The sequence below is a fragment of the Veillonella rodentium genome, assembly GCF_900187285.1.
Lineage (GTDB): Bacteria > Bacillota > Negativicutes > Veillonellales > Veillonellaceae > Veillonella > Veillonella rodentium.
Map to the genome: position 1 here is coordinate 358,095 of NZ_LT906470.1, position 24,381 is coordinate 382,475.

Below are 24,381 nucleotides of genomic sequence, written 5' to 3' on the forward strand. Positions count from 1 at the left end.
AGTATGAATAAACATCAGTATACGGCTGAGCTATATTGAAAGATATAGTAAATCTTTTCAGTGGATAACATACTGCACTTTATACTTACTTTCACAAAGCCGAAATGATTTATACGACAGTATATATTGTATATATATAGTTATATCATAAGAATGATTATTAGCATAGTTTACCATTGAATGAATGATTTATAATGATGGCGGTATATATGGGCGTAATAAGCGAATCAGGTTGCATATACATGAATTGGATATCGTAAAAATTAAGCATATAACATAATATGAATCATTCAATTATAATTATACTGGCTATATGCCGGTTATAATGTATAATAAACGTATACGTAGGATTTAAATTATCGGTGCGTACTTATATCTATTGCATAGCAGAAGGTTGGTGAACTGATGCAGCACGAACGTCGTAATATCAGTATGTTTATGGATTTTTATGAAATGACCATGGCTCATGGTTATTATAGAAAGCAGGCGAATACGGATCGTGTCGCTTTCGATGTGTTCTTCCGTCGTAATCCGGACAAGGGTGGCTTTGCTATTTTTGGCGGATTGGAGCAGATTGTTGAATATATTTTAAATTTGCATTTTGATGAATATGACATTGCTTATTTTCGGGAACAGGGCATATTCAGTGAAGAATTTTTATCATATCTGAAAGATTTTTCTTTCACCGGCGATGTGTATGCGTTTCCTGAAGGATCCATCATTTATCCCAATGAACCGGTTATAACTGTCGTGGCCCCTCTCATTGATGCGCAGATTATAGAAACTGCCGTATTGGCGATGATGAATCACGAGTCGCTTATAGCGACAAAAGCAAACCGCATTGTCCGTGCTGCGGACGGGCGCATCGTTTCGGATTTCGGAGCCCGGCGCGCTCATAATGTGGATGCCGCCGTATACGGTGCACGGGCCGCTTACATCGGAGGGGTTCATTCTACGGCAACTGTTCTCGCGGGACAGCAATTCGGTATTCCCGTCAGCGGGACCATGGCCCATAGCTGGGTGATGTACTATGATTCTGAATATGAGGCTTTTAAAGCCTACGCGGAACTGTATCCGGATAATGCGATATTCCTTGTCGATACGTATGATGTGTTAAATTCCGGTGTGCCGAATGCCGTCAGGGTGGCAAAGGACGTGTTAGAACCTATGGGACATCGGTTGAAAGGCATTCGACTTGATTCGGGGGATTTGGCGTATCTGGCGAAACAGGCGCGGCGAATTCTTGATGATGCAGGCCTTACGGACTGTAAAATCGTGGCATCCAACAGCCTTGATGAATATACGATTACATCGTTGTTGAGTCAGGGCGGGCCTATCGACATGTTCGGCGTAGGGGAAAGGCTTATCACATCTAAGAGTGACCCCGTATTCGGCGCCGTGTATAAAATTGTAGGCATTGAAAAAAACGGTCGCTGGGAACCTCGTATCAAGGTATCCGAGTCCGTTGAGAAGATTACGAACCCGGGACTAAAAAAGGTGTATCGCGTGTATAATGAGCAGGGCCGTGCCATTGCGGAATTATTGACGTTGCCGGAGGAAGTGCCGAATACGGATCAACCGTATCGCTATATCGATCCGGAGCAACCGTGGCGCGAGCTGTACTTTGAGCGCTGTACGTTTAAAGAGATGCAGCAACTTGTTATTAAAGACGGAAAGCTGTTAATGGACTTACCGTCGTTGACGGAAATTCGTGCGTATGTTCAAAAACAGCTGTATGATGAAATCTGGCAGGAAGAACAGCGCTTTGAAAATCCGCATCGTCATTATCTGGATATGAGTCCCGATTACTATCATATGAAGATGGATTTACTCAATCGCATTGGACGTAAGAAATAGGAGGTCTTATGTTAAAAGATGCAGAGTCTACGAAGAAGGCCCTGATTCAATGGATCAGAGATTACTTTCAGCAAAACGGACCTCAGTGCAGTGCCGTAGTAGGCATTTCGGGCGGGAAAGATTCGACTATTGTGGCGGCGCTCTGTAAAGAGGCCATCGGTGCGAATCGTGTCGTAGGTGTTCTCATGCCGAACGGCGTGCAGTCCGATATCGATGATGCGGAAGCGGTGGTGAAGCACTTGGGCATTCCCTATGTAGTGGTGAATATCGACGAGGCTTATAAAGCATTGACATCTGCGATCATTAAGGGCGAGCATTTCAGTTCTGTTACGAAGCGGACGGAATTATCCGAGGATGCTTTGATTAATATGCCGCCTCGATTGCGCATGACCGTACTGTATGCAGTGGGGCAGAATTTACCGAATGGAGCGCGCATTGCCAATACTTGTAACGGTTCGGAGGACTATGTGGGATACTCCACAAAATTCGGGGACAGCGCAGGGGATTTCAGTCCGTTGGCTCATCTCGTGGTGGAGGAGGTTCGTCAAATAGGACGTCTGTTGGATATTCCGGCGTATTTGGTGGATAAAATACCGAGTGACGGCCTTAGCGGACAATCCGACGAGGATAAGCTGGGATTTACCTATGCCGTCTTGGATCGGTATATTCGGAGCGGTGATATCGATGATGCGAAAACAAAGGAACGCATTGATCATCTGAACCGTATCAATCGACATAAATTGGAATTGATGCCGGCTTTCAATCCCTTTGAAAAGTAGTTATATAGATGGTAATCATGGAGGAATTATGGATACTAAAATTGCCTTAATCGCTACCGGAGGTACTATTGCCGGTCAAGGAGCGTCAGATACGGATTTGACAGGGTATACACCGGGGGTATTAGGACTTGATGAAATCCTTGCCTCTGTACCGGGTACAAAACCGTATGGCCCTTATGCATATACGCAGTTCAGCAATATTGAAAGTTCGGATATTACTGTTAAAGACTGGATTAAATTGGCAAAAGTGGTGCAGCGTCTGGTGAACCGGGATGATATCAGCGGTGTTGTTATCACACACGGCACGGATAGTATGGAGGAGACGGCATATTTTCTGAATTTGACTGTACATACGGATAAACCTGTTGTGATTACCGGATCCATGCGGCCTGCAGGGGCTATCAGTGCTGATGGACCTATTAATCTGTTACAGGCCATTCAGGTTGCTCGTACGCCGGAATCTGTAGGTAAAGGTGTTTTAGTCGTACTTAACGGATATATTGACGGGGCTCGTGACGTGTCAAAACGGAATACCACAAATGTAGCAACCTTTGATAGTCCGTTAGTGGGACATCTGGGCATAGTTCAAGACGGTAAGGCGTATTATTATAGAGCTTCAACGCGTCGTCATACGAATCAATCTATATTTGATGTGACCGACTGCGAAGAATTGCCGCGCGTGGTTATCTTGACTTGCTATGGAGGCATGGATGATATGGTGCCGCTCAGTGTGGTGGCGACCAATCCGGACGGCCTTATTCTGGCCGGCCTCGGACATGGTACGATTCCTCAAAATGTGCGGCAGATTACGCAGAATCTGTCCTTTCCGATTGTGCGTGCATCCAGGACGGGCAGCGGAATGGTATCAGCCGTGCCGCAAGATGCAGTAGCCGGTTATTTGGTGAGCGATACCTTGAGTCCACAGAAGGCGCGTATCTTATTGATGTTAAGCCTCACGAAAACAAAACACCTGAAAACATTACAAGAATATTTTCATGAATATTAATTTGAAATTCATTTTCGCGTCTCATAATATATTTGACAGTTTTATATGCAATAAACCGTACATCTCAATCGCCTAGATGTACGGTTTTTTCTTGGAATATATTCAGTTGGTTTGATGTGTTCATGAATTGCCCACAGTTGTTTATGAATCCACCTTCAGTTATTCATGAATCTATCTTCAGTTATTCCTTAATCGGAATTAGTAGAAATTAAATCCGTTCCGTTCTGTAAGGCCCGTTGTACGCCTACGTAGACGGCTTTGGCCAAGGTGTCGCCAAAGAGTGAAAAGGATCCCGCATCGGTTAAAATATCTCCGTTTGTATCGATGGTGAGGATGATTCCGTCCGTTGACGTGCCTGTAGCGGAGGTAAAATGTTCTTGCGTAACGGCATCCGGAATATCTTCGTTGATAAATGGATGGCGACGTACGCTTTCTATATGCCAATCCTGAATAGCTGCCGTCTTGGCTTCGGTGATGGTCATAATCGCTTTTACCATGGCGCTGTCCGTCAGCGCCTTGTTTGTAAAAATCAGGATATTAATCGTTCCGGGCGTTGTGAATACGCCGTTTTTTTCTTCGTAGCAATATCCTGTTCCTGCGCGGTGGGCCGTTTTATCATAACCGGCGGTTACGATTGTTTCGACGATGGTGTCGCGTTCCTCTATTTTGGCATACGCGTGGTGAATCATATCGGCCGACGTGAGCAGCGCGGTACTGAAATGGACGGGTGTATCGATATGTTCGAATTCCTGGGCCAAATAATTCGATACGGAGCCGCCGGGCAAATCCTTTTCTGTTTCAATTCGGTATGTCAGTTGCTGATTCCGTACGGCCAATGTATGGTGAAAGCCTCCGTTCAAGTGCCCGCTGGATAGGGAATAGTGAATATCATCGAATAAAACGGTTACTGAATTGATTTCTTTTGTTATGTGACCACCTGTGGCGAGTTCGTCCGGTGCTTCGTATGGATTGGTAAACATGGTGGGGCTCCCTGTAGTTTTATATAAATGTTTTGTTATACGTGAAATTATATCATACTTTTACCGAGAAATTTGGTATACTAGCAAGAGACTAAGGAGGTATATATGACTGAAATTTGGACGATCTTATCAACATTATTATTTAATGATGAAAGTACGATAATACATCTTAAGGACTGGTTTTTTAGTCAAGCCGGAAATATTTTAATTGCTCTGATTATATTTCTGGTAGGACGATACGTAATTCATTGGGTTCAGCGCGTGGCGGAGCGTGTTATGACGCGTGCCGATTATGACCCGGCGGCGATGAGCTTTGTCAGCCAGATGGTTTATTATGTGTTATTGGTGGGACTCATTTTGATTTGTATTAATCAACTCGGCGTTCCTACGACGAACTTTATCGCCGCTTTCGGTGCTTTTGGTTTAGGTATCGGCTTGGCGTTGCAGAATAATTTGGCAAACTTAGCATCGGGGCTTTTGATTTTGCTGTTCAAACCGTTTCGTGCGGGACATTACATTTCCGTTGGCAATATTGAAGGAAATGTGCAGGCGATTCAATTTATGAATACTATCATCACTACAAAGGATCAAAAACGCGTATATATCCCGAATTCTCAGATGACATCGCAACCGGTAACGAATTTTTCGTATATGCGTGAGCGTATGATTCCCTTTGTATTTGATATCAGTTATGATAATAATCATCACGAAGCTATTCAACTTTTAAAAGATGTGTTTTCGAAGGATAAGCGTATTCTTAACAGCAAATCTATGGAAATCGGCATCAAGGAATTTGGCGATAATTCTGTGCGCATAGCTGCATTTGCTCGTGTTAACACTAGTAATTACCTTGACGTATTTTATGATACGATGTCGAGTGTGAAAGATACGTTTGATGAACATGGTATCGATATTCCGTATCCGCAACGCGTTGTATATGTACGGGACGTAGATTCCTCTGCTGTTGAGCATGAAGCCAAGTTGAACCTTAAACGTGATGAAATGAATGCATAGAAAGAGAGAAGTATGTTTACGATTATAAAACGAATGGTTTTTGCAGCTATCTGCATAGGGGCTTTTTTAGCTTTCACTGCAGGTGCGGACAATACAGCTGCGGCGGCAGCAATTTCACCGCCGTCGACCATCGGTGAGGCGGTAGTACTTATTGATGCGGATACGAAAGAGGTTTTATTCGCAAAGAATCCCAATAAATGGATGCATCCTGCGAGTACCACGAAAATGGTAACGCTCCTGACCGCTCTTGAATTGAAGGGGACTCATCTCGATGAACTGGCGACAATCAGCAATTATGCGACGAGTATGGAGGAATCCAATCTCGGTGTACGGGTAGGTGATCAGATTACGTTGGAGGCTGTTCTTGAAGGTATGATGGTTGCCAGCGGCAATGATGCGGCCGTTGTAGTCGCGGAAAATGTGAGCGGTTCTGTGGAAAAGTTTGCCGCTGATATGAACCGCATCGCCTCAAAGGCGGGCGCGAAGAACAGTCGTTTCCTGAATCCGCATGGATTAACACAGGTGGGGCATCACTCCACGGCTCTTGATTTGGCACGTATCGCCGCATACGGAATGAAGTATCAGATGTTCCGCGATAAGGTAGCAAATGATTACTATAAGGTGCCATATCAAAATCGCAATCCTGAGACGATTCGTACGACAAATATTTTCATTCGTAACAAATATCCCGGTGCAAACGGGCTCAAGACGGGATATACGCAGGCGGCCGGTGAATGTCTAATCGCTTCGGCGACGCGTAACGGACATACCATGATTGTGGTTATGCTCAACGATGATAACCGGTGGAACGAAGCGGTGCAGTTTTTGGACTACGGCTTTAAACTTCGCGGCGTTATATAATGTCGTTATTAAAGTATCGTTATAATTATTAACCTGATTAATATAGTCTATAAATTTTAATATAATTAGTAGGCTTATAATTATTGATTTTCAGTTATGTGCTTTTACCGTTTTGTTGTCGCGGATGTAAGTAAACCTTATTATGTGGGAGGATGTATGAGTTCGTTTTTTGCATTTTTAAAACGTATGCGTTTCATCAATCGATGGAGTCTCATGCGCAATACGGAAACGGAAAATATTCAGGAGCATAGTTTAGAGGTAGCTATGGTGGCCCATAATTTGGCGGCTTTAAAAAATGAATACTTCGGTGGAGAGTTAGATATCAACAAGGTAGCTGTTATCGCCATGTATCACGAAGTGAGTGAAATCTTCACTGGTGATATGCCGACGCCGATTAAATACTTCGATCCCAAACTACGTGCATTGTATGGTGAAATTGAAACATTGGCGCAGGAGAAAATGCTGACCACGTTGCCGGAACAATTACAATCCGTGTATCGTCCGATTATCGTCGATGCTGAATCTAGCCCTGAGTGGCCTATTGTGAAAGCAGCGGATATTATCTCGGCATATATGAAATGCGTAACCGAGTTAAAAGCGGGAAATGATGAATTCAAGGAAGCTCATGATACGATTCTGGTAAAGTTAAAAAATCTAAATATGCCTGAAGTTGATATGTTCCTTGAACTTTATCTGCCGGCATTAGGAAAGTCGCTGGATGAGCTGAATTATTACGAAATTAAATAAGATGTATCAATATAGTAAAGACCGCATCGGATTCATTGGCCGATACGGTCTTTATGTTTTTCGGAATCGATGATTTCATGATTTCGAATAAGTATTTTCTTTCCGCGCCATGAGAATGCACGTTGACCGAATTTGGCTTTGAACTCCTTGTTGGTTAAAGTTTCGAGTTCCGCCGTATCGACCACAGGTTCAATAGATTGGAATTCCACGATCGGTGTGGTCGGGAGATTCTTATTGTGCGGACACACCTCTTGACATACATCACAACCGAATATGAGAGGCGTTTTGCCGATAATAGTCCGCTCTGTATCGGTAAGGTCGCCCTTTTTTTGCGTTAAGTAGCTTTTACATGTGGTATAGCTGAATTCATCATTTTCTAAGCATTGCCCTAGACAGGACCTGATACATCGATTACAACCGATGCAGGACTCCGTTGAGGGCGTATCCGGTTTCAGTTCCAGTGTGGTGAGTACCGTGCCGATGACGATATAGGATCCCCAGGTGGGATTGATAAAGCACTTGTTCTTGCCGTAAAAGCCGAGTCCTGCCAGATATGCCATGTATCGGTCCGCTAAGGGGGAGGTATCACAGTGAATAGAAAATTGAGCGGACGGTTCTAATCGTCCTAGTTCGTTGACAAGCCGTGTCAAATAGTCATTTATGACCAGATGATAGTCTTTTGCCCATGTATAACGCGATAAATTGGTAGGCCCTGTATAGTTTACATAATAGGGGAATAAGCATACGATGGCACCGTTTGGTTTAAAATCTTCAGGACTCTTTATACGCTCCGTAACATCTGCTGCGGTAAAAGGACATGGATTACTTTCATAGAGAATATTTTGGGCATCGGCCGGAAGCGGCCACGGAGCGATTCCTACAGCTGGAATATGTAATTCTTTGCAAATTTTTTGTAAATTTATAGAGTTAATCATAGATTTAGTAGCGAATCCTTGATAGAATAAATATATATAGACGAGATGATTCCATAGGTCATCCTCGAGTTTGGCGACTGCCGTGCTCACTAGGCTGTCGCTTCTTGTAGTTTTAGTATTAGTATACCATTGAGAGGACAGGTTATGTTAGCATTTATGAAGGTTTTACAACCGAAGACGGTGGAAGAGGCTTATGAATTAGCCGTAAAAAACAAGACTGCCCCTATGCTGGCGGGCGGGTGCTGGTTGCGTTTGGGTCGTCGTACGTGGCCTGCTGTCATTGATATGGTAGGGCTTGACCTACGCTATGTGAAAGAAGAAGATAACGAATTTGTTATCGGTGCCATGGCTACACAAGGAGATGTGGAGCGTTTTGAACCGTTACAAAAATTTTGTGGCGGTGCTGTAGTAAAAGGTGTAAAGGAAATTCTTGGAATTCAGTTTCGCAATATGGCCACTATGGGCGGGTCTGTTGCAAGTAAATTCGGATTTTCCGATATTATCCCCGCTTTGTTGGCGGTTCATGCGGATATCGTCACCTTTAAGGGCGGACGTATGTCTATGCAGGACTATATGAATTATAGGGAGCGAGATATTCTCGTAGAAATTCGTATTCCTAAGGTAGAGGTATCTGTTGCTATCGAAGCATTGCGTATTTCCCGCGGAGATTTTCCAATCTTGACGGGATCCATTCGCCGTGATGATAAAGGCGTTGAATTGTATATCGGCACGAGACCGGGCGTCCCTCAGTTAGCACCTAAAGCGAGTGCGGTGCTTTCAGAAAAAGGCGCAGCCGGCGTAAAAGAAGCGGCATTGCTCGCCTCGGAAGAATTAGTATACCAGAAGAATTCACATGCATCCAAGGAATATCGTATGGAAATGGTGAAAGCTATGGTTCAGCGTTTGTCCGGGGAGGTGCTGCAATAATGGAATTGTTACTGAATATCAATAATAAAAACGTTACTGTTAATGTAGCGACTGATGAAATGTTGCTGGATACATTGCGCAATCTAGGTTATTTCAGCGTACGTTGCGGCTGTGATACGACGAATTGCGGACTGTGTACCGTATGGGTGGATGATGAAATCACCTTGTCCTGTGCATATCCTACATTCCGTGCACCGGGACATAAAATTACCACATTGGAAGGTTTGCAGGAAGAAGCTGAACTGTTGGCATCCTGTCTTGCCAGTGAAGGGGCGGATCAATGTGGTTTCTGCACGACGGGTATGATGATGAGTGCGATTGCTTTGAAACGTAGAAATCCAAAGGCTAATGATGATGAAATTCGCGAATATCTCATCGGCAATCTTTGCCGCTGTACCGGTTATGAAGCACAACTTCGAGGGGTTCGTAAATTCTTAGAAGGAGGTCTATGATGAAGCAGCACATTGGCAAATCTTACGATAAAGTCGATGCAAAAGGTATTTTGACGGGTAAGCCGTCCTATACGCGCGATTTTGTGCCGAAGGATGCACTTATTATTAAGGCTCTTCGCAGCCCTCATGCGCAGGCGCGTATAAAGTCTATCGATACATCAAAGGCTAAGCTGATTCCGGGCGTGGAAGCCATCTTTACCTATGAAGATGTACCGAATACAAGATATACATTGGCGGGGCAGACGTATCCGGAACCGTCTGCATATGATGCACTCATCTTGGATCCTGTAGTCCGTTACGTCGGTGATGAGGTGGCTCTCATTGTGGCTAAGGATGAAGCGACAGCATTAAAGGCGATGCCTCTTATCAAGGTGGAGTATGATGTGCAGACGCCGGTTCTCGACATGCATACGGCTATAGATCATGAAACAATTGTCCATCCGGAGGATGATATTCACAATAATATTCCTGTAGGGCAGGATTATAAACGCAATATTTGCGTATCCTATCATAAACGTGTCGGAGATATCGAGGTGGAACTCGCAAAATGCGATTATGTGGTGGAAGGAACTTATTTTGACCAGGCGACACGTCAGACGTCGATGGAAACGTTTAACAGCTTTGGCTATATTGACGCATTGGGACGTATTGTCATCGTATCATCTACGCAGATTGTATTCCATGTGCGTCGTCACATTGCACATGCTCTCGGAATTCCGGCATCGAAGGTGCGCGTTATCAAGCCGCGTATCGGCGGCGGTTTCGGTTCTAAACAAACGGCGTGTACCGAATTGATGACCGCCTTTGTGACATGGAAGCTAAAGAAACCTTGTTATCTTCTGTACGATCGTACAGAGGCACAGACGTGTTCCACGACTCGTCATGCTCGTGAGTGGAAGATTCGTGTCGGAGCTACGAAGGACGGTATTATCAAGGTTATTGATATGGATTCCATCACGGCTGCAGGCGCTCATGCGACACATTGCTTCACGACGACCACGGCCGGGGAACATAAATCCGTTCCTCTTTATAATAAAGCGACGGCTGTTCACTATGGTACCGAAGGTGTATACACAAATCATACACCGGGCGGTGCGTTCCGTGGCTATGGTGCTACAGAGGCATTGTGGCCTTTGGAATGTGCAGTCAATCAGTTGGCCGATAAAATGGGCATGGATCCGGCGGAATTACGTCAAAAGAATTTGATTGCCGCAGGCGAACAGAGCATAGTATATGCACCTGATGAATATCTTGATTCCGGTCTTTTCCAGGATACGGTAAATCGAGTAAAAGAAATGGCCCGATGGGATGAACGGCCTCATTCCTGGGATATCGATGAACGGTATCGAGGCGGCCTCGGTATGGCTTTAGCTTTACAGGGATCCGGTGTTGCCAATATCGATGTGGCTTCCGTAGAAGTTCGCCTTGGCGATGACGGGAACTATATATTGTATACCGGTTCTTCCGATATGGGTACGGGTTCTAATACCGTATTGAGCCAGATGGCGTGTGAAGTTATCGGTTGTCCTATGGAATATATGACGGTTATTGAATCCGATACGGATATTGTACCGTTCGATCCCGGCTCTTATGCATCCAGTACAACCTATGTAACGGGTACGGCCACAAAAATGGCGGCGGAAGAGTTACGCAGCAAGATTATTGAAAAGTTTGCGACGTTCTTTGAAACAGATATTGATAATATTGACTTCGACGGTGTTGTAGCCACCACAAAGGACGGTTCCAAGAAGATGGATATTCATGAATTGGCGCCGAAGTTAGTGGTGGGGCCTAAAGCGGAACAGTTATCCGGTTCTGCTACATGGGGCAGCCATACATCACCACCTCCGTTCATGGCATCCATTGCGGAAGTGAAGGTCGATAAACAGACAGGTAAAGTAATTCCTCTTCACTTCTACTCCTGTGTTGACTGCGGAACCGTCATCAATCCTAAATTGGCGCGCGTTCAAGTTGAAGGCGGTGTAGTTCAGGCGATAGGCATGGCATTGTATGAAGATGTGCGGTATTCCTCTAACGGTCGTTTGGAAACAAATAATCTCATGACGTATAAAATACCGACTCGTCAGGATATAGGGGAACTTCATACGGACTTTGTGGAGTCCTATGAACCGACAGGCGGATTTGGTGCCAAATCAATCGGCGAAGTCGTTATAAATACGGGATGTCCTGCTATTCAACATGCCATTAAAAATGCTGTCGGTGCCGATATCCGCACATTGCCTATGACACCGGAGAAGGTATTTATGGGAATGGACGAGAAATATAAAGCATAGCTGTTTCTGTTCGCTTTCTAAGGAGGCCTGGTTCTATGAATGAACAAACATCGTATTGGAATCGTTTGGTACAGCCGGGGATCGTCGCTCTCGTAGGGGCCGGCGGTAAGACGACAGTATTATCCAAGCTGGTGGAATATGGCAGGTTGAAAGGTCAACCGATGGTGGTTACCACCACGACGCGTCTTTATGAATCACAGGTGGCTCATTATGAACCGATTTATACAACGGATATTAATGAAGCCGATGAATATTGTACGGAACGTATTTTGCGAGGCTATTGCGGTGCGTGGTTTTCGGGCATTACGGGAACCAAGGTGGACTCCTTAGATTGCGATTTTATCGATGGACTCTCACGTCTACATCCTAATTGGCAAATCGTCGTAGAGGCGGACGGTGCGAAGGAAAAATGGCTGAAAGCGCCGAAGACGACGGAACCGGTTATACCGTCATTGACGAAGACCACCATAGGGCTCGTTAATTTACAGATGTTGGGGACCAGTCTCGATGATGAACATGTTCATAACATCGAGCTCGTTCAGGATATCGTGAAACGTGATATGGGCGCTATCGTGACGCCGCGTATGCTGGCGGACATCGTGCTGCATAAGCAGGGGCTGTTTCAGTATAGTCGGGGCAAGAAAGTTTTGTTTTGTACCGGTTACGATACGGTGCAACATCGCATTATCGACGACTTTATCGATCAAATCGTAGACAGTGATATTTCCGCCATCATCTTGGCCGACGGATATAAGGCGAGTTGTGAAATCCGTCGCATTATTCAATGCCGATAGGTAATTATGACTGCTGTGAAAGATGATTGTGTGACCGCTTTTAAAGCGGTGAAGGAATCTATAGATCGTGAACCTTTCCATATAGGTATTGTCCTGTTAGCAGGCGGTCAATCAAAGCGCATGGGATGTAATAAGCTGTTATTACCGTGGCGCAATAAGACTGTTCTTGATGCGGTTTGTGAGGCGCTCCGATCAGGTTGGGACGGGGTTGATATATTGTCTCTGACGGATTGCAAGCGGCCCTTTGTAGCCATAACCGGCGATGATCATGACAAGCTGGCACCTATCGTAAGGCGCTATGACTTTGAAGCGATTCAAAATACTCGTCCCGAACAGGGGCAGGGGATATCCATTGCCATGGGGGTACGTCATCTATTGGATTTGACGCCGATACCCCTTGACGGCATCCTGTGTTCCGTAGGGGATCAGCCTTTATTGACGGGGCCTGTCGTAGGACAGATTATAGAGGCGTTCGAAGAGCATGCTGATCCCAAAACAATTGTCGTACCTCATTACGGGGCGGCATACCGGTCGGGAAACCCCGTACTGTTCGGATCTCATTGGTTTTCGGCATTACAGCAAATCGATGGTGATCAAGGCGGAAAAACCATTATTCGCGGTATCGGTAAGGATCATGTGGTGAAGGTCTGGATTAGTGATGATATCGGGGTCGATATCGATACACCTGATGATTTTAAGCATTTGCAAGGTCGTGAAAGCGAGACATTATGAAACCATTAGTGCTTATGCGTGGAGGCGGTGATATCGCTTCCGGCGCTGTATATAGATTGAAACGGGCCGGCTATCCCGTTGTCATTAATGAAATAGCTATACCTACGATGATTCGTCGCGAGGTCTGCTACGGTAATGCAGTACATCGCGGTGAGATGATTCTGGAGCGATATGTGGCGCGCCATGTGTCCATTGAAGAAATACCGGAGATGTTGGCGAATGATGTGATTCCCGTTGTGACCTCTTCTTATGAAGACTTGCTGGCTACACTACATCCTTCCATCGTGGTGGATGCTATTTTGAGCAAGAAAAATTTAGGCACTAACAAATCCGATGCGGAACTCGTGGTCGGTGTGGGACCTGGATTTACCGCCGGTTATGATGTGGATGTGGTTATTGAAACGATGCGCGGTCACTGGTTGGGACGCTGTATCTATGATGGGCCGGCTCAGCCGAATACGGGTATTCCCGGCGATGTAGGCGGTTTTACTCATGAACGGGTAATTCATGCTCCGAAAGCCGGTTTGTTTACGGCGAAGCGTCATATAGGGGACTCCGTACAGGCCAATGAAGTGATCGGTTATGTTGACGATGAACCGGTTCGTGCAAAGATTACAGGTATTCTCCGGGGAATTTTAAAGAGCGGGCTCATCGTATCGGATCATTTCAAGTTGGCCGATGTTGATGCCCGTTGCGAAGAATCTCATTGTTATAGTATTTCGGATAAATCCCTTGCCGTCGGTGGAGGCGTGCTGGAAGCTGTAACCGCTTGGGACTATGAAAGGAATCAAGATGGAAACGATTTATGACGTAATGAAAAATCGGTTACATGCGACCGAAACCACCTTGATGGTTACGGTTCTGTCAGGACCGCGACAAGGTGATAAAACTATTTATGCGGAGGATGGCAGTGTTCTTTACGGGACGGCTATCGAAGGCTTTATCGTAGACAAGGCAAAACTGAATGCTCTTTGCATGGTCGGTGAGATGGAATGCTTCGTGCAACCTGTGGAAAATGATCCGTCCGTTCTCGTGTTGGGGGCGGGGCATGTGAGCCGTGCTATTACAGATCTGCTTTTATTCATCGGATGTCGCGTTACTGTTGTGGACGATCGTCCCGAATATGTGGTCCCTGAATTTTTCGATGAACGCGTTATCCGTAAGTGTTTGCCGCTGGAAAATTTTAAGAATGATTTGCCTCTCGATGAATATAATGGGTTTATCATCGTTACGAGAGCTCATGAATACGATAATATCTGTCTTGAGCAATTGCGCGATTATCTGCCAGCTTATATGGGCGTAATGGGCAGTCAGAAACGCATTCATTACGCGTTTGAAGTATTGCGGGAACAGGGCTGGACACAGGAGGAACTCGATATGATTTACGCTCCTATCGGTCTCGATTTAGGTGCGCAAACACCCGAGGAAATCGCTCTGTCCATCGTCAGTGAATATTTAGCAGTGGTACGTGGAAAAAAGGGCGGCTCATTGCGGAAAGGTAGAGTGAACCATGAATCGTGAGTTTGTTGAATATCTCAGTGCCCGTCAGAATGAAACATTAGCGGTGGCTACGATCCTGTTTACTCGCGGTTCTACGCCACGTAAAGCGGGAACGTCGATGGTGGTATTCCCTGACGGATCCATCTTCGGTACGATCGGCGGCGGTCGTGCGGAGAATGAAATTCGGCTTAGTGCCGTCGATTCCCTGAAGAAAAAGGAAGCTCATCGTCGCATCGAAGTTCGACTTGACGATGATGCGGCCGTTAAGGAAGGCATGGTCTGCGGCGGCGAGATGGATGTATGGATTGAAACTCAGAATATTTAAATTTGAACGTTTCTAAATTTACAGTGCTTTCAAAATACGATAAAATATAAGGTACAGTCATATGATAAGGCTGTACCTTATTATTTTGTATAAGGAGTTATGAATATGCATTTTGACGCACTTATACATACCTTTAGGTTCCTTGATATCGTTGATATTTTAACGGTTGCTATCGGTATTTACTATATGTATAAACTGCTTAAAGATACACGGGCCGTATCTCTCTTGAAGGGCCTTGTCATCTTGGCGGTATTGAATTTATTGAGTCATCTGTTAAATCTGTATGTAATTAACTGGATTTTACAACAAGGGATGACGGTACTTCTCTTCGCGTTGCCTGTCGTATTCCAGCCGGAATTGCGTCGTGCCCTTGAACAGTTGGGGCGGGGGCGAATTTTCAGTAAGGCTCAAAACGTGAACGAAGAGGAAATGGATATGGCCATCAATGAAGTGATGGCGGCGGCTCGCGTCATGTCCCGTGAACATACGGGGGCGCTCATCGTATTTGAACGCGAGGTGGGTTTGAACGATTTTGTCGATACGGGGATTCTCATAGACGCCGTATTGAGTCGTGAGCTCATAAAAAATATATTCGTTCCCAGTACACCGCTTCATGATGGCGCCTTGATCATTCGGGACGGGCGTATCCGTGCGGCCGGATGTCTGTTGCCGTTAACTGAGGATCGCACATTGAGTACGGAACTGGGTACTCGTCACCGTGCTGCAATCGGCTTATCCGAACAGACCGATGCGGTCGTTGTCGTCGTCAGTGAGGAAACGGGGACCATTTCGTACACATATGGCGGACGTATTTATCGTCATTTACCGGAAGACCAGATTAAAGAGGCTTTGCGTACCTTTATGGAACGCCCTCGTCAAACCATTACAAGCATGTGGAAATGGAGGGCGAAAAAATGATGATTCATTTGAAACGCAACTGGGTTGCGAAATTACTGTCCATTTTGGCTGCAATCGTCATGTGGTTCTTCATCATGAGGGATCAAAACCCTGTGATGGAGGTTACCTATAATGTGCCGATTCAAGTTCAAAATTTAGAATCAAATTATATTATCGAGGATGCACCGGCATCGGCTCGTGTGGTCTTGAGCGGACCTCGAGATACGATTATTACGATGAAAGCCGATGTTCTCAAGGCTTATATCGACGCCTCCGGAGTAAAGCCGGGTCAGAATAATGTGACTATAACTTTCACCCCGCCGGCGGGTATGACGCTTGTGGAGGTTAAACCGGATAATATCACTATCAATGTTGATGAATATGCGGAACGAAAATTACCTGTTGAAATCGTGCCGCTAGGTAAATTCTCCGATGATGTGGCGTTGAAGTCCGTCACGATTGTTCCGAAAGAGGTGACCGTATCGGGCCGCAAACAGCAGGTCAATGCGGCTGCAAAGGTTGTCATGAAGGTAAACCTTACGGGACAGACTAAAAACTTCAGCAGCGTAGGCGCTCTTGAAGCATGGGATAACAGCGGTAATGTATTGGATGTGCATGTCAATCCGGCACAGGGGCAGGCACAATATGAATTGAATTTATTGCGCAAGGATAAGGCTGTACCGATAAACGTACCGACCACGGGAACCGTAGCTGATGGCTATGAGGTCAAATCTATTACACAATCTCCGTCTCAGCTGACGATTACGGGACGTGAGGAAATTGTGGACAGCGTGAATGAAATTCAAACGGAGCCGATTGATATATCCAGTGTGAATACACCGATACAGGGCACATATAATCTAGTATTGCCGAACGGTATTAGCAGTAATGTCTCGACGGTGCGTATTAAAATAGATGTTCAGAAGAAAGAAAATACGTAATGTAGGGACTTAAAAATAATCCATGAGGACCGTTGTTCTCATGGATTATTTACGATAGGTACATAAATGATCAGAATAATAAATCTCCGCGTGGCCGTTACGGTCAAGTCGGATATTAAAGATATTGTAGAAAAGAAATATCCAGCGCTACGCGGTACGATTCAAACAATTCATGTCGTACGCCGTGCCGTTGATGCTCGTAAGAAACCGAATATCGTATTTGTGTACACTTTGTTTATAGAGGTGAAGCACGAGGCGCAGGTTATGAAAAGATTGGGGAAACAGAAGGATGTATCCCTGTTTCATGCGGAAGAACCGGAACCGATTGTGATCGGTTCCGTGCCTCTGGCTCATCGTCCCGTTGTTATGGGCTTCGGGCCCGCAGGAATGCTGGCCGCTTTTTATCTTGCCCGTGAAGGGTATCGGCCCATCGTTTTTGAACGGGGGCAGGATGTGGATACGCGCAGTATGGACGTGGAAACATTTTGGAAACAGGGGCTGTTCAAACCGGAATCCAATGTGCAATTCGGTGAAGGCGGTGCCGGTACATTCTCGGATGGCAAGTTGACGACGCGCATCACTCACCCTAGGCTCCATGAAATTTCCAAATATTTCGTTGAATTCGGGGCTCCTGAGGAAATCCTGTACAAGCATAAACCTCACGTAGGGACTGATAAATTACGGACCATGGTGAAAGCCATGCGCGAACGCATCATTGAATGGGGCGGTGAGGTGCGTTTCGGGGCGAAGATAACGGATTTATTTATTGAAAATAATTGTATTGTAGGCGTTGAAGTCAATCACAATGAACGCATCGATACGACTGTTGTTCTGTCCGGCGTCGGACATAGTGCCCGCGATACCTATGAAATGCTTCATAAACGTCATGTTGAAATGACTGCAAAGCCTTTTGCTATCGGTGTTCGTATCGAGCATGATCAGTCGATTATCGATCAGTCGCAATACGGTGTGGAGCCGGCCAGCTTGGGCCTTGGTGCAGCGGAATATTCCCTGGTGTATCACGATAAGGAATCAGGCCGCACCGCATACAGCTTCTGTATGTGTCCCGGCGGTCAGGTGGTGGCCTCCGCATCCGAAGAGGGCGGCGTCGTAACGAATGGCATGAGCTTATACGCCCGCGACAGCGGTGTAGCGAACAGCGCCATCGTCGTGAATGTGGGACCAGACGATTTCGGAACACATCCCCTTGACGGTGTTGCCTTTCAGCGCGAATGGGAGCGAAAAGCGTTTAACTTGGGCGGGTCCAATTTTCATGCACCGGCTCAGACGGTGGGGCAATTCTTAGGGCTTTCACAGGCTCCGACCGTAGCGGACAGCGTATACAGTTATGAACCAGGTGTAGTGAACTGCGACTTGCACGAGTGCCTGCCGGACTATGTGACGTCCGTTCTTGAGAGGGCTTTGCCGTATTGGGGGCGCCGTATTTATGGCTTTGACGATCCGAAGGTGTGCATGACGGGGGTGGAAACTCGCACGTCCGCACCGCTTCGCATAGGGCGCAATGAGGAGCGTGTATCGCCTACGGTGGGAGGCTTCTACCCTATGGGGGAAGGTGCCGGTTATGCAGGCGGTATCATGAGCGCCGCCCTCGACGGCGCCGAAACGGCAATTCTCTGTATGGCTAAATATGCCAGACCGTCAATTGACAATTAGGATGGCAGGTAAATTATTAACCTGGCTTGATGAATGTGCATTCATAGGAAAACAATGATTTAGAGTTATTCTATATGTGATATATTGTGATATAATACACAACAGCAATTATAGGTGGTTTTGTGAAAGCTTTCACAAAATCTTGGAGGAGGAAAATTATGGCTCGATTATTTGGTACAGACGGTGTGCGCGGAGTGGTCAACGAGTTTTTGACACCTGAGTTGGCATATCATTTGGGACGTGCAGCGGGCACTTATTTCAGTAAAAAAAAGGCGCATCCTACATTTTTGATCGGTCGCGATACGCGTATTTCCGGCTCTATGCTGGAAAGTTCGTTGGCTGCAGGAATTTGTTCCGTCGGCGGCAATGTGGTTATCGCCGGTGTTATACCGACTCCTGCCGTGGCGTACCTCGTGCAACAACAAGGTTTTGACGCCGGAGCTGTTATTTCCGCATCTCACAATCCGTATCCGGATAGCGGTATCAAATTCTTTGACGGCAGCGGGTTTAAATTACCTGATGAAGTGGAAGATCAATTAGAAACCTATGTATACCAAAGTGCGAACAATGAATTGCCCCGTCCGACCGGTGATGGCATAGGCCGCATTGAACATAACAGCAATTTGGCGCATTTTTATGCTCATTTTGTACGTCATACCATCAATACGTCCTTAGATGGTATGACCATCGTGTATGACGGTGCGAACGGTGCCGCATCCAGCGTGGGGCCTGAAATTTTAGCGGGCCTCGGTGCAAAGGTTATCAATATCAATGTCAATCCGGACGGACTTAATATCAACCATCACTGCGGATCCACTCATATCGAGGGTTTGCAGGTGGCGGTACAGCAACATCACGCCGATTTAGGCATCGCTAATGACGGTGATGCGGACCGTTGCCTTTTGGTGGATGAAAAGGGCCAAGTGCTGGACGGTGACCAGATCATGCTGTTATGCGCCCTTAAACTGAAGGAAGAGGGAAAACTCAAAGATGATACCATTGTAGGTACGGTAATGAGTAATATCGGCTTTCATAAAGCGGCGGAGGAATTGGGTATGAAAACCGTATCCACCGCTGTCGGTGACCGCTATGTGCTTGAATATATGCGCGAACATGATTTATCTATTGGCGGTGAACAGTCGGGTCATGTTATCTTCCTAGACCATAATACGACCGGTGACGGCATGTTGACGGCGGTACAGGTGGCGGCCCTTGTGAAAGAAAAGGGAAAACCGCTTTCCGAATTGGCGGGGATCATGACGAAATATCCTCAGGTACTTGTGAACGTACGGGTTGCCACAAAGACCGGCTGGGAAGATAATGATCTCATCAAAGCCGCTATCGTAACAGCTGAGGGTGAACTCGGCGACGAAGGCCGCGTGCTTGTACGCGCATCCGGCACGGAACCGTTGATTCGCGTCATGGCGGAAGGCCCCAATCAGGAAGCATTACAGTCCCTATGTCAGGAAATTGCCGATATCATCGGTAGAGAACAGGGGTTAGCATAAACTTCATATAAAACTAGTATGCCCCCTATATATGTACCTTTGCTCCGTCCTGCGTAAAGTAAGTCGCTGCAGCTACATATATAGGGGGCTTAGAGATGAGCGAGATTTAAATTTGAATCATCATAATGAATACAATAATCTTAAATATTATTGGTGATTTAGTGAAATCTGTGTGCAAGGTGTTATTTTAGGCTGTACTGAAATTGGACTGCTTGTTAAACAGGATGATACGGATATACCGTTATTTGATACTACATTGATACATGCACAAAATGCGGCGTTGATTTCTATTGACAAGGCATAAATATAAAAAGCAACGTACTAAATGAACTGTACCTCCAAAGATTATGATCAATTTTGGAGGTGCAATTTATAAATGACGTTGCTTTTTGTTTTTATACTATTGTTTATTATCCGTTACAACTAGTTTATATCCGTTAAGGCTTATATTCGCCCCTGTGGTATCTTCGTTTTCAATGGATGTTACGTAGCTGTCGCCCGTGAGTACCCAACTGGAATCTTTGCTGAGTTTTACGGTTATGTTTTTAGATGTATTGTCGGGATTAATCGCGCCGACGAGGCTTGATCCGTTTGTCATGTCCAATGCGACGGAACTGATGGAATCCGCTAAGATATTACCGTTTAAAGCCTGGTTGCTTGTTCGGAGTTTGAGATGTCCGCCGTTTTCTCCCGCCTTACCCCAGCGAGTGTCGGCTGCGGCTTTCACCAAGGTCGTCGTATTCGGCATGGAGATCGCATTATTTGCCAAGTCCGCTTCGGCGGTGGTGTTGTTTACATAAAGAAATGCGCCGGTGGACAGGGTGGTAAGGGTATTGTTTTCCGCCTTGAGTCGGGCAATGCCGCTTTCAGCATCACCGGAGAAACTTTGGTAAAGCATAAAGCCGTTATCCTTGTAGCCTGTTACCGTTGAGTTTGTGAGGGTAATGGAATTTTTCCCTTCCACGACACCGATTTCACTATTTCTCGCTTCACCGTTTATATTGTTCGCCGTAATATTGCCGGTTGAGTAGATTACAGGACTGCCTGAGCCTGATGTGGTGAGTTTCGCCGAATCCGCATTGATAGTGCCTTCGCCGCGATCTGTGGCCAGCGTTGCGGAATGATCTCCTTCGGTGGTGATGGTAAGGTCTTTGCCGTTTACGGTTCCTTTATAGGTTGCATCAAGGCCGCGTGACGAATTGCCTTTTGTGTGGATATTTGCATTTTCCACGTTGATAATGGAGCCTTCGCCGGTTGCGAAGAGGGCGTTGGAGCCGTTTGCATCGGATGTAATATTGCTGTCCTTAATGTTGATTTGACTGCCCTCTATGCCTAGGACAATCGCATTTTGACCGCGGAAATTACTGTTGTCATCGCTCGTCGTGTTGCCGGTTTTGTCCAATTCGCTACCTATAACATTGATGGTCGCACCGTTTTTACCGATGAGGGCATTCTGATCCGCTGTCGTGCTTGTTACGAATTCGTGGGACACGGTCTGATTTTCCGTGATTACGGATGTACCTGTGAAAGTACTCGGATTCGCTTCGGCTTGAGGTGTATTCGGCATACCTTCCGGTGGATTTCCCGGAGGCGGATTGCTGTTTGGAGGTGTATTTGCCGGCATGGATTCTGCATTGGATTGAGTCGTTGGCATCTGCTGTTGTTGTGTGACCATGTTGGAAACGGTTGGACTCTGTTCAACTGTTTCCGCAAAGGTCGGCGCAAAGGCCAAGGCGGATAATGCCGCACCGAATACGGCGGGAATCACCCAGCGACGCAGTTTGGCATAACTGCGCTTGTTTTTATAGGATACTTTATTCTTTTTTGTTGTATTTTTTTGTGCATTCTTAACCATAATAGACTCCTTTATATGACCACTTACATAAATTAGTAGTCACCAAACTTCAATCAAGGAAATGCAATAAAATATAATTGCATAAAATTAAGAATGATAGGAGTATATTAGAGAAGGATGAAAGGGCGATGAAATGATACCGATGCTTGAACTTCATCCCTACTTTCACGTATAATATAATTTGGTATGTATTCATACCGATAGGTCTGCCGTATCCTAAAGAAAGGAGTCCCGTAATTCGTAAAGGCGAATAGCGCAGGTACCCGACGAAGGCAGTCGTCCGGGTCGACGAGGTGAAGGGTTATCGAATCATCAGCGGATGCTCTTCCGGCCTCTCAGGTCGTAACAAGTAAAGCAAAGCCAATCGGTGACGATTGAACAAAGGTTACTTGAAAGAGATGTTTAACAGAATGAATTATGAACCATAAGGGCTCTGTGCCCTATAGGAGGAAACACATATGTGCGGTATCGTTGGATACATTGGCTTTAATCAAGCATCAGATTTTTTATTGGACGGTATGGCAAAATTGGAATACCGCGGTTATGATTCCGCCGGTATTGCTGTTATCGGTCCTGAAAATGTTATTAAAATTCAAAAAAAGGTAGGCCGTCTCTCCAATTTAGAGACTATTGTGAAAGCGGATCCTAATGAAGGCACTGTAGGTATCGGACATACTCGTTGGGCTACACATGGTCGTCCATCCGATATGAACGCGCATCCTCATGCATCTGAAGATGGTAAATTTGCCGTTGTACATAACGGTATTATTGAAAATTATATGCCTTTAAAAGAGGAACTCATCGCAAAAGGATATCATTTCAAATCTGAAACGGATACAGAGGTGGTTGCACATTTATTGGAGGACATGTACGATGGCGATTTTGTCGGTACTGTTTGTCGTATGTTGAATCGTGTAGACGGTGCGTATGCTCTCGAAATCATCTGTGCCGATGAACCGGACAAAATCATTTGTACAAAGAAAGAAAATCCTTTGGTTATCGGCCTCGGCAAAGGGGAAAACTTCGTTGCTTCCGATATTCCGGCTATTATCAACTATACACGCGATACATATATCTTGAATGACGGTGAACTTGCTATCGTTACACGTGATAATGTGGCCGTATTTGACCGTGAGGGCAACGCTGTCGACAAAGAGGTATTCCACGTTAACTGGAATGCTGAAGCAGCTGAAAAGGGCGGTTATGAACACTTCATGTTGAAGGAAATTCACGATCAGCCTAAGGCCGTGCGCGATACGTTCGGCACTCATATTTCCGAGGATGGCAAAACGGCGGTATTTGATGAACTTAACTGGACTGCGGACGATGTGGCGGCTTTCAACAAAATTCTCATCGTTGCGTGCGGCACCGCATACCATGCAGGTCTTGTGACGAAACAATATATTGAAAGCTTGGCGCGGATTCCCGTAAGCGTTGAAATCGCGTCCGAGTACCGCTATAGTAATCCGTTGACTGACGACAAAACATTGTGCATCGTAATCAGTCAATCCGGTGAAACATCCGATACATTGGCCGCGTTGAAAGAAGCGAAACGCCTTGGTGCAAAATCGTTGGCTATCACAAATGTAGTGGGTTCCAGCATTTCCCGTGAAGCGGATAACACCGTTTACACATGGGCGGGGCCTGAAATTTCCGTGGCATCCACAAAAGCCTATACTACACAACTTGTAGCGGGACTTTTATTTGCGGTATATCTCGGTCAATTGAACGGTAAAATGGATGCTCAGTTAGGGATGGACATTTTAAGCGGTATTAAAGAATTACCGAACTTGATTCACGAAATTTTTGAAGTGGATGAGGATATGAAAGCATTCGCTAAGCATTACGGCTTTAAATCCGATGCGTTCTTCCTGGGCCGTGCCATCGATTATGCGGTAGCTATGGAAGGGGCTTTGAAATTAAAAGAAATTTCTTATATTCATGCGGAAGCCTATGCAGGCGGCGAATTGAAACACGGGACATTGGCTCTCATCGAGGAAGGCGTACCTGTTATCGCTTTGGCGACACAGGAAGATGTATACGATAAGATGATCAGCAACATTCGCGAAGTAAAAGCTCGTGAAGCTATCGTTATCGGTATCGGCATGAAGGGTGACGACGAGTTGTCCAAACACGTGGACCATACGATTTATGTACCTCGTGCGAATAAGTTTATCGCGCCTATCCTGGCGGTTGTGCCGTTGCAATTATTGGCATATTATGCGGCGATTACACGCGGTGCGGACGTGGATAAACCTCGTAACCTCGCAAAATCCGTAACAGTAGAGTAATATACATGACCA

Annotated in this window: 23 protein-coding genes; 20 read left to right on the top strand and 3 right to left on the bottom strand. The window is 45.8% G+C overall.

Features of this window, described 5'->3' with window-relative positions:
* Nucleotides 1–405: 405 nt before the first annotated feature.
* Genes CKV62_RS01425 through CKV62_RS01435 form a run of 3 tightly spaced genes read left to right on the top strand, consistent with a single transcriptional unit; the run spans nucleotide 406 to nucleotide 3,642 of the window.
* The gene (locus CKV62_RS01425) at nucleotides 406–1,857 is read left to right on the top strand and encodes a nicotinate phosphoribosyltransferase (protein ID WP_095065109.1); all 1,452 of its coding nucleotides are present in this window, start codon (nucleotides 406–408) and stop codon (nucleotides 1,855–1,857) included.
* Between the two features lie 8 nt (nucleotides 1,858–1,865).
* Nucleotides 1,866–2,636, top strand: coding sequence for an NAD(+) synthase (gene nadE / locus CKV62_RS01430; protein WP_095065111.1), 771 nt, complete (start codon nucleotides 1,866–1,868; stop codon nucleotides 2,634–2,636).
* Nucleotides 2,637–2,664: 28 nt separating this feature from the next.
* Nucleotides 2,665–3,642 (top strand): asparaginase, encoded by a 978-nt coding sequence (locus CKV62_RS01435; RefSeq protein ID WP_095065114.1) that lies wholly within the window; start codon nucleotides 2,665–2,667, stop codon nucleotides 3,640–3,642.
* Nucleotides 3,643–3,830: 188 nt separating this feature from the next.
* Here CKV62_RS01435 and CKV62_RS01440 read toward each other — a convergent pair whose 3' ends face one another.
* The gene (locus tag CKV62_RS01440; protein WP_095065116.1) at nucleotides 3,831–4,622 is read right to left on the bottom strand and encodes an adenosylcobinamide amidohydrolase; all 792 of its coding nucleotides are present in this window, start codon (nucleotides 4,620–4,622) and stop codon (nucleotides 3,831–3,833) included.
* Nucleotides 4,623–4,727: 105 nt separating this feature from the next.
* On the opposite strand from CKV62_RS01440, the gene CKV62_RS01445 reads away from it, so the two are divergent.
* The 3 genes from CKV62_RS01445 (at nucleotide 4,728) to yfbR (ending at nucleotide 7,244) form a co-directional block, all read left to right on the top strand.
* Nucleotides 4,728–5,636, top strand: a complete 909-nt coding sequence (locus CKV62_RS01445; protein ID WP_095065118.1) for a mechanosensitive ion channel family protein — start codon at nucleotides 4,728–4,730, stop codon at nucleotides 5,634–5,636.
* 33 nt (nucleotides 5,637–5,669) lie between these two features.
* Nucleotides 5,670–6,497: a D-alanyl-D-alanine carboxypeptidase family protein gene (locus CKV62_RS01450; RefSeq protein ID WP_422821977.1), complete on the top strand. Its 828-nt coding sequence runs from the start codon at nucleotides 5,670–5,672 to the stop codon at nucleotides 6,495–6,497.
* Nucleotides 6,498–6,653: 156 nt separating this feature from the next.
* On the top strand, nucleotides 6,654–7,244 hold the full coding sequence (yfbR, locus tag CKV62_RS01455; RefSeq protein WP_095065122.1) for a 5'-deoxynucleotidase: 591 nt from the start codon (nucleotides 6,654–6,656) through the stop codon (nucleotides 7,242–7,244).
* A 32-nt stretch (nucleotides 7,245–7,276) separates the two neighbouring features.
* Here yfbR and CKV62_RS01460 read toward each other — a convergent pair whose 3' ends face one another.
* The gene (locus CKV62_RS01460; RefSeq protein ID WP_095066688.1) at nucleotides 7,277–8,179 is read right to left on the bottom strand and encodes an epoxyqueuosine reductase; all 903 of its coding nucleotides are present in this window, start codon (nucleotides 8,177–8,179) and stop codon (nucleotides 7,277–7,279) included.
* A gap of 144 nt (nucleotides 8,180–8,323) precedes the next feature.
* Between CKV62_RS01460 and CKV62_RS01465 the strand changes: the two genes are divergently transcribed.
* From CKV62_RS01465 to CKV62_RS01525, 13 genes are all read left to right on the top strand, one after another.
* Nucleotides 8,324–9,106 (top strand): FAD binding domain-containing protein, encoded by a 783-nt coding sequence (locus CKV62_RS01465; RefSeq protein ID WP_095065124.1) that lies wholly within the window; start codon nucleotides 8,324–8,326, stop codon nucleotides 9,104–9,106.
* Complete coding sequence (locus CKV62_RS01470) at nucleotides 9,106–9,558, top strand: (2Fe-2S)-binding protein (protein ID WP_095065125.1); 453 nt, start codon at nucleotides 9,106–9,108, stop codon at nucleotides 9,556–9,558. The genes CKV62_RS01465 and CKV62_RS01470 overlap by 1 nt, the downstream gene beginning before the upstream one ends.
* Nucleotides 9,555–11,852, top strand: a complete 2,298-nt coding sequence (locus tag CKV62_RS01475; protein WP_095065127.1) for a xanthine dehydrogenase family protein molybdopterin-binding subunit — start codon at nucleotides 9,555–9,557, stop codon at nucleotides 11,850–11,852. The genes CKV62_RS01470 and CKV62_RS01475 overlap by 4 nt, the downstream gene beginning before the upstream one ends.
* A 35-nt stretch (nucleotides 11,853–11,887) precedes the next feature.
* Nucleotides 11,888–12,646: a selenium cofactor biosynthesis protein YqeC gene (gene yqeC / locus CKV62_RS01480; protein ID WP_038118235.1), complete on the top strand. Its 759-nt coding sequence runs from the start codon at nucleotides 11,888–11,890 to the stop codon at nucleotides 12,644–12,646.
* 6 nt (nucleotides 12,647–12,652) lie between these two features.
* Nucleotides 12,653–13,378, top strand: coding sequence for a nucleotidyltransferase family protein (locus CKV62_RS01485; protein WP_095065128.1), 726 nt, complete (start codon nucleotides 12,653–12,655; stop codon nucleotides 13,376–13,378).
* Nucleotides 13,375–14,187, top strand: a complete 813-nt coding sequence (yqeB, locus tag CKV62_RS01490; protein ID WP_095065130.1) for a selenium-dependent molybdenum cofactor biosynthesis protein YqeB — start codon at nucleotides 13,375–13,377, stop codon at nucleotides 14,185–14,187. The genes CKV62_RS01485 and yqeB overlap by 4 nt, the downstream gene beginning before the upstream one ends.
* The gene (locus tag CKV62_RS01495) at nucleotides 14,171–14,899 is read left to right on the top strand and encodes an XdhC family protein (RefSeq protein WP_095066689.1); all 729 of its coding nucleotides are present in this window, start codon (nucleotides 14,171–14,173) and stop codon (nucleotides 14,897–14,899) included. Before yqeB ends, CKV62_RS01495 begins: the two co-directional genes overlap by 17 nt.
* Complete coding sequence (locus CKV62_RS01500) at nucleotides 14,889–15,203, top strand: XdhC family protein (RefSeq protein WP_038118231.1); 315 nt, start codon at nucleotides 14,889–14,891, stop codon at nucleotides 15,201–15,203. Before CKV62_RS01495 ends, CKV62_RS01500 begins: the two co-directional genes overlap by 11 nt.
* A 105-nt stretch (nucleotides 15,204–15,308) precedes the next feature.
* Nucleotides 15,309–16,121 carry a diadenylate cyclase CdaA gene (cdaA, locus tag CKV62_RS01505; protein WP_095065132.1) on the top strand — a complete coding sequence of 271 codons (813 nt, stop codon included), beginning with the start codon at nucleotides 15,309–15,311 and terminating at the stop codon, nucleotides 16,119–16,121.
* Complete coding sequence (locus CKV62_RS01510; RefSeq protein WP_095065134.1) at nucleotides 16,118–17,041, top strand: CdaR family protein; 924 nt, start codon at nucleotides 16,118–16,120, stop codon at nucleotides 17,039–17,041. Before cdaA ends, CKV62_RS01510 begins: the two co-directional genes overlap by 4 nt.
* 66 nt (nucleotides 17,042–17,107) lie before the next feature.
* Entirely contained in the window at nucleotides 17,108–18,715 is a 1,608-nt protein-coding gene (locus tag CKV62_RS01515; protein ID WP_095065136.1) for an NAD(P)/FAD-dependent oxidoreductase, read from the top strand.
* A gap of 158 nt (nucleotides 18,716–18,873) precedes the next feature.
* The gene (gene glmM, locus CKV62_RS01520) at nucleotides 18,874–20,223 is read left to right on the top strand and encodes a phosphoglucosamine mutase (protein ID WP_095065138.1); all 1,350 of its coding nucleotides are present in this window, start codon (nucleotides 18,874–18,876) and stop codon (nucleotides 20,221–20,223) included.
* A 172-nt stretch (nucleotides 20,224–20,395) separates the two neighbouring features.
* Nucleotides 20,396–20,527, top strand: a complete 132-nt coding sequence (locus CKV62_RS01525; RefSeq protein ID WP_269456719.1) for a hypothetical protein — start codon at nucleotides 20,396–20,398, stop codon at nucleotides 20,525–20,527.
* 96 nt (nucleotides 20,528–20,623) lie between these two features.
* Here CKV62_RS01525 and CKV62_RS01530 read toward each other — a convergent pair whose 3' ends face one another.
* Nucleotides 20,624–22,078: a hypothetical protein gene (locus CKV62_RS01530; RefSeq protein WP_095065140.1), complete on the bottom strand. Its 1,455-nt coding sequence runs from the start codon at nucleotides 22,076–22,078 to the stop codon at nucleotides 20,624–20,626.
* Nucleotides 22,079–22,536: 458 nt separating this feature from the next.
* Here CKV62_RS01530 and glmS point away from each other — a divergent pair, with 458 nt between their 5' ends.
* The gene (gene glmS / locus CKV62_RS01535) at nucleotides 22,537–24,369 is read left to right on the top strand and encodes a glutamine--fructose-6-phosphate transaminase (isomerizing) (RefSeq protein ID WP_095065142.1); all 1,833 of its coding nucleotides are present in this window, start codon (nucleotides 22,537–22,539) and stop codon (nucleotides 24,367–24,369) included.
* The last annotated feature ends 12 nt before the right edge of the window (nucleotides 24,370–24,381 follow it).